Annotated in this window: 7 protein-coding genes; 1 reads left to right on the top strand and 6 read right to left on the bottom strand. The window is 67.5% G+C overall.

Annotation, left to right across the window (positions count from 1 at the left end):
* Positions 1 to 156, top strand: a 156-nt coding sequence (locus ABZ078_RS16420; protein WP_356575770.1) for a transposase, incomplete at its 5' end; no start/stop codon positions are given.
* 242 nt (positions 157 to 398) lie between these two features.
* Here the strand turns inward: ABZ078_RS16420 and ABZ078_RS16415 are convergent.
* The 6 genes from ABZ078_RS16415 to ABZ078_RS16390 form a co-directional block, all read right to left on the bottom strand.
* Positions 399 to 989 carry a hypothetical protein gene (locus ABZ078_RS16415; RefSeq protein WP_356575764.1) on the bottom strand — a complete coding sequence of 197 codons (591 nt, stop codon included), beginning with the start codon at positions 987 to 989 and terminating at the stop codon, positions 399 to 401.
* Positions 990 to 1,914: 925 nt separating this feature from the next.
* Positions 1,915 to 2,664: a hypothetical protein gene (locus ABZ078_RS16410; RefSeq protein ID WP_356575762.1), complete on the bottom strand. Its 750-nt coding sequence runs from the start codon at positions 2,662 to 2,664 to the stop codon at positions 1,915 to 1,917.
* Between the two features lie 232 nt (positions 2,665 to 2,896).
* Complete coding sequence (locus ABZ078_RS16405) at positions 2,897 to 3,262, bottom strand: MazG-like family protein (protein ID WP_356575761.1); 366 nt, start codon at positions 3,260 to 3,262, stop codon at positions 2,897 to 2,899.
* A gap of 131 nt (positions 3,263 to 3,393) precedes the next feature.
* Positions 3,394 to 3,777 (bottom strand): exonuclease domain-containing protein, encoded by a 384-nt coding sequence (locus ABZ078_RS16400; RefSeq protein ID WP_356575759.1) that lies wholly within the window; start codon positions 3,775 to 3,777, stop codon positions 3,394 to 3,396.
* 5 nt (positions 3,778 to 3,782) lie between these two features.
* Entirely contained in the window at positions 3,783 to 5,672 is a 1,890-nt protein-coding gene (locus tag ABZ078_RS16395) for an ATP-binding cassette domain-containing protein (protein WP_356575757.1), read from the bottom strand.
* Between the two features lie 1,413 nt (positions 5,673 to 7,085).
* On the bottom strand, positions 7,086 to 7,736 hold the full coding sequence (locus tag ABZ078_RS16390) for a helix-turn-helix domain-containing protein (RefSeq protein WP_356575755.1): 651 nt from the start codon (positions 7,734 to 7,736) through the stop codon (positions 7,086 to 7,088).
* Positions 7,737 to 7,763 lie beyond the last annotated feature (27 nt).

Below are 7,763 nucleotides of genomic sequence, written 5' to 3'. Positions count from 1 at the left end.
CGCCTGGGCCGCCACCGCTGGACGATCGAGCGCACGATGTCCTGGCTGGGCGGCTGCCGCCGGCTGCACCGCCGCTACGAACGCAAGGCTGAGCACTTCCTGGCCTTCACCGCCATCGCCTGCAGCCTCATCTGTTACCGCAGACTCACCAAATGAGACGACGTCTTAGGCCCTGTCAACGGTTGGCAAAGGCCGCGTCACGTTCCAGACCGACAACGAGGCACTGGCGGGCAGCGTCGCCCGGAAGTATCCGGGAAGCGTCGTTCGTCCAGCTGGAGCTGGCAACGCCGCTACCGAGGCTCCTGCTGCCGAGCCTGCAGAGACGTGAGCACGCAGGGCTTCGTCGGCGGGGGAGGGGCATGCGGGGATGGGGCCGTGAGGACCCCATACCCGCATGCTCAGTTGTTGTGGCGGTGCAGTCTGGCTCTGGCCTTGCGCTTCCAGTCGTCCTCGTGTGGAGGCGAAGGCGTTTCCTCCGGCTGGTTCAACGCGGCCCTGCGGAGGGTCTCTCCGCATTGATCACTCTGCTTGTGCACGAGATCCGGCTCGTGCTGCCCGGGCCAGATTTGGAGGAGGTAGTCCTCCAGCGGCTCGGAGACATGGGCGTCATCGGCACGGTCACGCCCGCGGGCGTGGATGCGTACACGGTAGTGGCCAGGGCCGAACGGGGTCAGCAGCGGCAGGTCTGGGGGATCGTCCATCAGCGGGGCAATCCGCATCTGCCCGGAGAGGGATTCGACGCTGTGGTCCACCACCTCGTCCCATCCCTCGTTATCCAGGCCAGCCACGGGATGCTCGTATACCTCAGCGGTCATGTTGACCACACCGCTGTTGGCTCCCACCAGCACGACCGCCAGCCCCGGCCTGGAGAAGATCAACCCGTTGTGCGGGCGGAACGGAGGCGGGTCGTACTGCCCTGCATCCGCGAGGTGGAAGGCGTGGTACTCGACCCGCACCCATCCGGACGCGAGCGCGACGGGTTCACTCATACCGGGCATGGTAGGGGGCGCTTCCTCAGTCAACGATCCAGACGTGGAACGGGTCCTTCTCGATGACCCGGTTGTCGATGTGGAAGCGGTTCAGGAGGCTGCCGGCGCTGCTGTTCTCCCCGGCCGGGATCATGCAGGCACTCCAGCCGTCCGGGCCCGTGCTGCCGGTGGGGAGCGCGCTGATCTGGCACCAGTTGAAGGTGCGACCCGGGTAGGGGGTGGGTTGCGGCAGTGAGCCGGTGGCGGCTCCTTGCCAGGTGGAGCGGAAGGGGTATTGGTCGCAGCTGTAGCCGGTCGGGCACGGGTAGCCGCCGCTGGACGCCTGCGGGCAGGCCGTGTCTCCGTTCCTTTGGCGCAGACGGCTCCCGCCGTACCGGCGGGGGCCTCACCCGTATCGGCCCGCGTCGCCCCGGTGGCGTGCCTCGGAATTGTTAGTCGACCAGCACGTCCTCCCATAGTCGCGGCGTAAGTACCCACATCTGCACGAGGATCGGCTCTTGATCGCGAATTCGGATCATCTCTTGCCGAGGGGCGACCTCGGAGCGGGGACCGTGTCCGTGGAGGTCGGTGTGCAAGGTGGAGAAGACCAGCCGGGCGCCGTCACGGAGCCCGGCTCGGAGTGGTGGCAGGAGGTAGTGCGGGATCCGCAGGCCAGTACTCGTTTTCCGCGGAGCGGCCCGAGTGCGTCGGTATCTGGTCCTACTCCGTCCCAGTACCCCCATCCCCCCCATCTCAGCCGGTCGGGGACTGGGGGCATGTATTCGCGGTCGAGTTGAGCTACCGACGAAATGCGGCTCTTAGGTGACGGAATGTCGCGGGTCAGCGGTCTGGGCGGCCAGGTCGTGTTGTGACGGTGCGCGATAGTCGGCCAGTGGCCCCGGTCCTCGCTCACCCACGGCAGAGATGCCGCAGGCGTCCGGATGGGTCAGGGTGTGGGCGAGGCTTCGGTGAGTGCCATCCACTCTCGGATCGTCTCCTGGTGCGATCCTTCCGCCGTACTCGCAGCCACCGCTTCGGCGTCCTCAACGGAGCACGGCGTTCCTGCTCGAGTGAGCAGGACGAGCGGCCACGCAGGGCCCGCGCCAGCCGGCTCCCCGTCGAACGCGGTCCAGTTCCAGGGCCCGCCGAACCGCCATGCGCGGCCGACGGCATCGGCGACCTCGTCGCTCACCTGGAGGGATGCGTATGGGCGCATCAACAGCTCGAAGGTGAAGGGGATCCCGTCGCCAGGGTGGATGGTGTATCCCGAGCCATCAAGGTGGGTCTCGTCCGGGAACTCGCGATAGGACAGACCTCGGGGCAGCACCGTCACGGTCTGGGTGGGATGTGGCAGCCAGGCCGTCTCCAGAGGAGGGGCGTGGTGTTCGACGTCCGTCACGTGCACGACGGTGGGTGGCACGCCAACCCGGCAGATGTCTCCCGCCTTCAATTGTTCGGGCGGGGGGTCCGTTCGAAAGAGCTCGGCCTCCACCTCAGGCGAGACGCTCCCGCTGCTGTTCACGCCGAGGGCAACGACCCCGTTCCAGTGCGCGAACTCATTCTGGGTGTCGATTTCCCACCACGGCCATCGCACCGACACGTGATCCCACGTGAGACCCTGCTCGACCCTGGTCACAGTGAAGGGGCAAGCAACCGACAGCACGTCACCGACCCGGAAGTCCCCCTCGTCGATCATTCGGTCAGGGTAGACGGGTTCCTCTGGCGGCATGCGCGGGCCTTCCAGCCAGGGCTCCCGCTCAGGCCTGCGGGCCCCCGTCGGACGGAAGTGCACTCGGGAACCTTCAAACCTCAGCACGGGAGATCTCCACCTCAGGGACCATGTTTCCGCAGGTCAACGAATTCCGTCGGTAGCCCGAGTTGCATCTGGCCGTAGCGGACCCAGGTTTGCGTATTCACCGTGTGCGCGTTCAACTCCGCTGTCCCGTCGCCGAGGCGGCCCGAGTGTCGGCGGTATTGCCCTGGTCCGCCAGGTCCCGGGAGGCGATACGGGCCATGTGCCGAGCGAACACCGCCTCCGCATCGGGGTTCATGCGCATGAGCGCGACCATTCCGGTGGTGATGACATCGCAGACCTCGGACTCGACGTCGTCCCACGTGTGCGAATGCCCCTTGCGGGGGTTCTGCCCCATGGCTCCGATCACGGCTTCGGCGACCTCGCCGGCCTCTTCCTGGATCTTGAGCAGTTGTAGGAGGACTCGCTGTTCGCGGGGGAGCGTGGAGTGATCCTCCAGTCGGCGGGCAAGGCGCGCGATCGTCTGCCAGGTATCAGGCACGTGTCTCTCGATTCAGTGTCGTGCTACGCGGTTGGACGCAGGGCGACTGCCGCACTGATGCGAAGGGCGGCGGGGTCACCACAGGGGCGGCTGCTCCTTTTCTGGTTCGGGGGCGCCGGGAAGGCCCGGGCCTACGGCGGTGGCGACGAGGTGGTCCCAGCTCTCGTAGTGGTCCGCCATGGCGATGAGGAGCTGAGCGGTCGCGTAGGCGTCGAAGGCGGCGCGATGGCGCTGTGCGGGTGCCTCACGCAGGTCCGGCGAAGTAGTGCGTGCATCTCGTCTGCGATGTCCTCCCAGTCCGGGGCTGTGGCGAGCACCTGATTGGTCAGGCCGTGCATCCGGGCCGCGTACGGTGTGACGGGCCTGTTCGGCCGGCTCAACCATGCGCCCGCCGCGCTCGTGTCCGGGCGTCCACCGTGCACGGGCAACGCGGCGACCTCCACCAGGTCCGGTGGACTCGCGCCATTGCCTTCGACGTCGACTACAAGAAGCGGGGGCCATGCGGTGAAGTCCATGGAGTTCACCGGTCCTTGGCCAGGGCGACTAGCTCGGCGAACACGCCGCCGGAGTTGACCAGGTCCTCGTACTGGCCGTGCTCGATGACTCGGCCCTTGTCCATGACGAGGATGCGGTCGGCGAGGCGGGTGTTTTCCAACTGGTGCGTGACCACGATCGTGATGCGGTCGCGGGCGCCGCGCTTGATCTTCTCGAAGATCTGGTGCTCGCCTCGGGCGTCCATTTGGGAGGTGGGTTCGTCCAGGATGAGCAAGTCAGGGCGCCTGTAGATCGCGCGCGAGCAGGCCAGGCGCTGCCACTGTCCGCCGGAGAGTTCGGCGCCTCCGAAGACTTCCCGGGCGAGCAGCGTCTCGATGCCGTCGGGCAGCGACTCGACCGCCTCTCGCATCCCTACGGCGTCGATCGCTTCCCATACAGGCAGGTCGTCGCGGGTGCGGGGCTGACCGAGGGTGACGTTCTCGCGGACCCGGAGGGGCCACTGGGCAAAGAGCTGCGGCACGAGGCCGGTACGGGCCCAGACACTGTTCTGGTCAAGGGTGGCGAGGTCCGCGCCGTTCCACAGAACGCGGCCCTTGTCCGCGAGGTAGATTCCAGTGATCAAGCGTAGGAGGGTGGACTTGCCGCTGCCGTTTTCGCCGACGATGGCCAGGATCTCGCCGCGGCGCAGCGAGAGGGATACCCCGTCGACGGCCGGGCGGTCCTTGCCCGGGTACTGATAGACCACGTCATTGATCTGGATTTCCTCCAGGGGCGAGGGAGCCGACAACTCACCGCGCTGCGGGGCCCGTTGCGCGGCGTCGTCGAGGAACGTCTGCATGTCGGTCAGGTAGAGGCTGGTGTGGAACAGGGCCGCCCCGTTGATGACGACCTGGGAGAGCGCTGCCAGCGTGGTCTGAACGGCGACGACTGCGGTCGCGGCGATGGCGAGTGCGATGCGCCCGGTGATGGCCAGCCAGGCCAGGGCGGCCCAGGCCAGAAGCAGGAACAAGCCGCTGGCCGCCGAGGACAGCAGGGTGATGCGCAAGGTCCGTGGGGCGGCGTCCAGCAGACGGCGGTCGATGCGTTCGGACAGCGACCGGTACCAGAACAGCAGATAGCTGGTCATGCCGTTGGCACGGACTTCGTCACTGTGTTTCGGCGTGGTGGCCCACCAGCGCGTCATGTGGCGCACGTTGCGGTCCGACACGTTCGCGTAGTGCATCTCGTAGTCGACGCGCGCGGTGAGAACGGCGCCGACTCCGGCCGGCAGGACAGCGAGCAGGAGCAGCGGCAGCATCGCCCAGTGCAGCACGGACAACACTCCGCTCGCGGCCACCATCCTGATGAGAGCGGCCACGAATCGCTGCGCGTCGTTCACCATCACGTGCGTGCGCACCACGCCCATCTCGGCCGCTTCCTGCCGGTCGGCGAAGCCGTTTTGGGCGTAGGCAGCGGCTTCGACTCGGCACACCGCCTCGACCAGCGAGGTGTCTGCACAGGTCGTCAGCGGCGGGGTGAGCCTGCGATCCGCGTACGAGGCGAGCGCGCTGGAAAGCCGCCCGAGTGCCGCCGCGCCGGCCACGACGAGCAGCGCGGGCAGTGCCTGATGAAGACGATCGGCCACAGTGCCGGAGCCCAGGATCGGCTGCATGGCGCGGGCGGTCGCAGCCAGGCCCACCGCGGCGGCGGCGCCTGTGACGACCTGGCAGGCGGCGAGGAGGAGAACGGCCGTGCGGTCGAGCTTCCAGGCCATTCGGCAGATGCGGCGCAGCACGGACGGCAGGCGGGCGCACATGTGCGTGAAGGACACGTCGCCGAGCGGGTTGACGGAGTACTCGCCGCTGTAGCGGATCTCCGCAGGCGGCGGAGGGGGCGGCGTCTCAGCGTTGGCAGTCGAGGCGGCAGTCACAGTCACCTGTGTCCCTCCTAGGGGCCGGGGGCCGCACCTGGATGGCTCGGCGGTGCCCGGCATAACGACGCGGCGCCGGAATCGAACGCGCTCGATTCCGGACACCGTGGGGGCCTTGAAACGCAAGGGGGCGAACGTGCGGACACGGTGGTGGGGCCGTTCCTGAGTGGAGAGGAATGGCCGAATCGCCGACGTCTGAGACGCCTGTGCCGCAGGAGGTTTGGGTGGGTGACCGGTGGTGCCTCGCTCACGTACGGAGGGCACGAATCAGGACGTCTTCCGTGCTCTCGACCGGTGCCAACAGGTCGGCGAGCAGCGGGGGCGGGATCGATCCGCGGACCAGGCCAGCCCTGCGGACAAGAGTGTTCAGCGTTTCACTCTCCGTCGGCGCCATCTGCCCGCGAGCGGCGTTGTGGCGTGACCTCCCTGCTGCGAAGGCGTCTTCGGATTCTGCGGCGGCCCGGATCAGCTCGGAGCACAGGGCCTCCGCCTGTCCCGGGCACGTCTCAGTGGCGAGACCAACCGCAGTAAGGCCGAGGGGTAGGTGGAAGTGGGCCATGTCCTGGGCCGGTGATTGCCGGGCGTGCCGAACCACATCCAGCGCCCGCACGACGCCTTTGGGCGTCAGCTGACTTGGCGGCCTCTTGCCGGTCCGCGTCTGTGGTGGCGAAGTGGTCGAAGGGGATGGTCGTGCCATGCACCAGGGCGTTTCCACCGTGGTGTACGGCGTGGTTCATGGTGTGGTTCATGGTGTGCAGCGCCTCGTAGGCACCGTGAGGATCACCGGCCCGGTGGGTGAGACGAGCGAGGTTGACGAGCGGCTGGAGTGAAGCGATCGCCGTGCGACCGGGTACCGGCCACGCGGTCTGGAGGATATGAAACTGGCGTTCGCACAGGGACACGGCGAGATCGGGCATGCCGCAGTCCGCCGCGATCAGCGCCGCCAGGTTCCAGACCACGCAGGCTCGGTGACGCCGCTCGGCCGGTTCTGCCTGGTGCTCGCAGGCATTCGCAACCCTGCGCGGAGTCATGTCGTCGTGACTCGCGCAACCGGCGCTGGGTCACCTGCCGGGCAGCCGTACCGCACACCGTACCTACGTTCAATTGACTGGCTGGGGCAACAGCGCGCCCCAGGAGAAATTCAGCGCGGCGGCGAAGGGGATCGGCGAGTTCGAGGTTGCCACCGTGGGTCGTGCTGTGAAGGAGCTGAGTGATGACGGCGAGTTCGGCATACCGGCCCTCGGGGGTGTTGAGAACCTCCTGCGTCGTAGCCGGTCGGGGCCAGGCTTATCTAGAGGTTGAGCCCATTGATGCTGGTCGGACTGGTTCATGGTAGTGAGAGACGTTAGGCACGTCAGGCCCAGCGAGGCGGGGCTTGTGGCATCGTCAGGGGCCGGGCTGATGGGGGGACTGCCGCGTCTACGACGTCTCTTCACCGGCGTCCGCGTGTAGTCCGAGGCACAGCCGGTTGAATGCCCGGAGCGCGCCCGGGGAGACCGTGTCGCGGGCACGTGTGGCGGGTTCGCCGGACATGACGCGCCGTTGGATCTCACGCAGGACTGCCCGGTGCGTCCCGGCGACGGCTCCCGCGAGAAGCGCGGGCATCGGGGGGTTGCTGTTGCCGGGGCTGGCGGTCGTCGGTGGATGCTCGGCCAGGGCCACCGCCAAGGCGGCCTCGGCATGTTCGCCGATCTCGCGTTCGCGTGCGCGAAGTGCGGGGCTGTCGTGGATGACCTGCCAGAACCTGAGTGCGCCGGGATGGAGTCCCAGCATGGGTTCGTTCTGCTGCAGCGCGGCCAGGAGGTCGTCACGGATGACCTCCACTGGGCAGGTGCCAGGTGCTCGGTCGCGCACGAGTGCGGCGAGGTGACCTTCGGCCTCGGCCTGTCGGTCGAAGAACAGGTCCTCCTTGGTGGAGAAGTAGTTGAACACGGTGTTGGTGGACACCCCCGCGCGTCGCGCGACGTCGGCGACCGTGACCTGGTCGAAGCCGTGCTCCAGGAACAACTCCAATGCCGCGTCGGCGATCGCGGTTCGAGTCTGCTGCTTCTTGGTCTCTCGAAGTCCCACACCACAAATGATAGCGTCACCACAAAA

This window comes from Streptomyces sp. NPDC006385 (genome assembly GCF_040612485.1).
Classification (GTDB): Bacteria; Actinomycetota; Actinomycetes; order Streptomycetales; family Streptomycetaceae; genus Streptomyces.
This window is presented reverse-complemented; position numbering and strand designations above follow the sequence as displayed.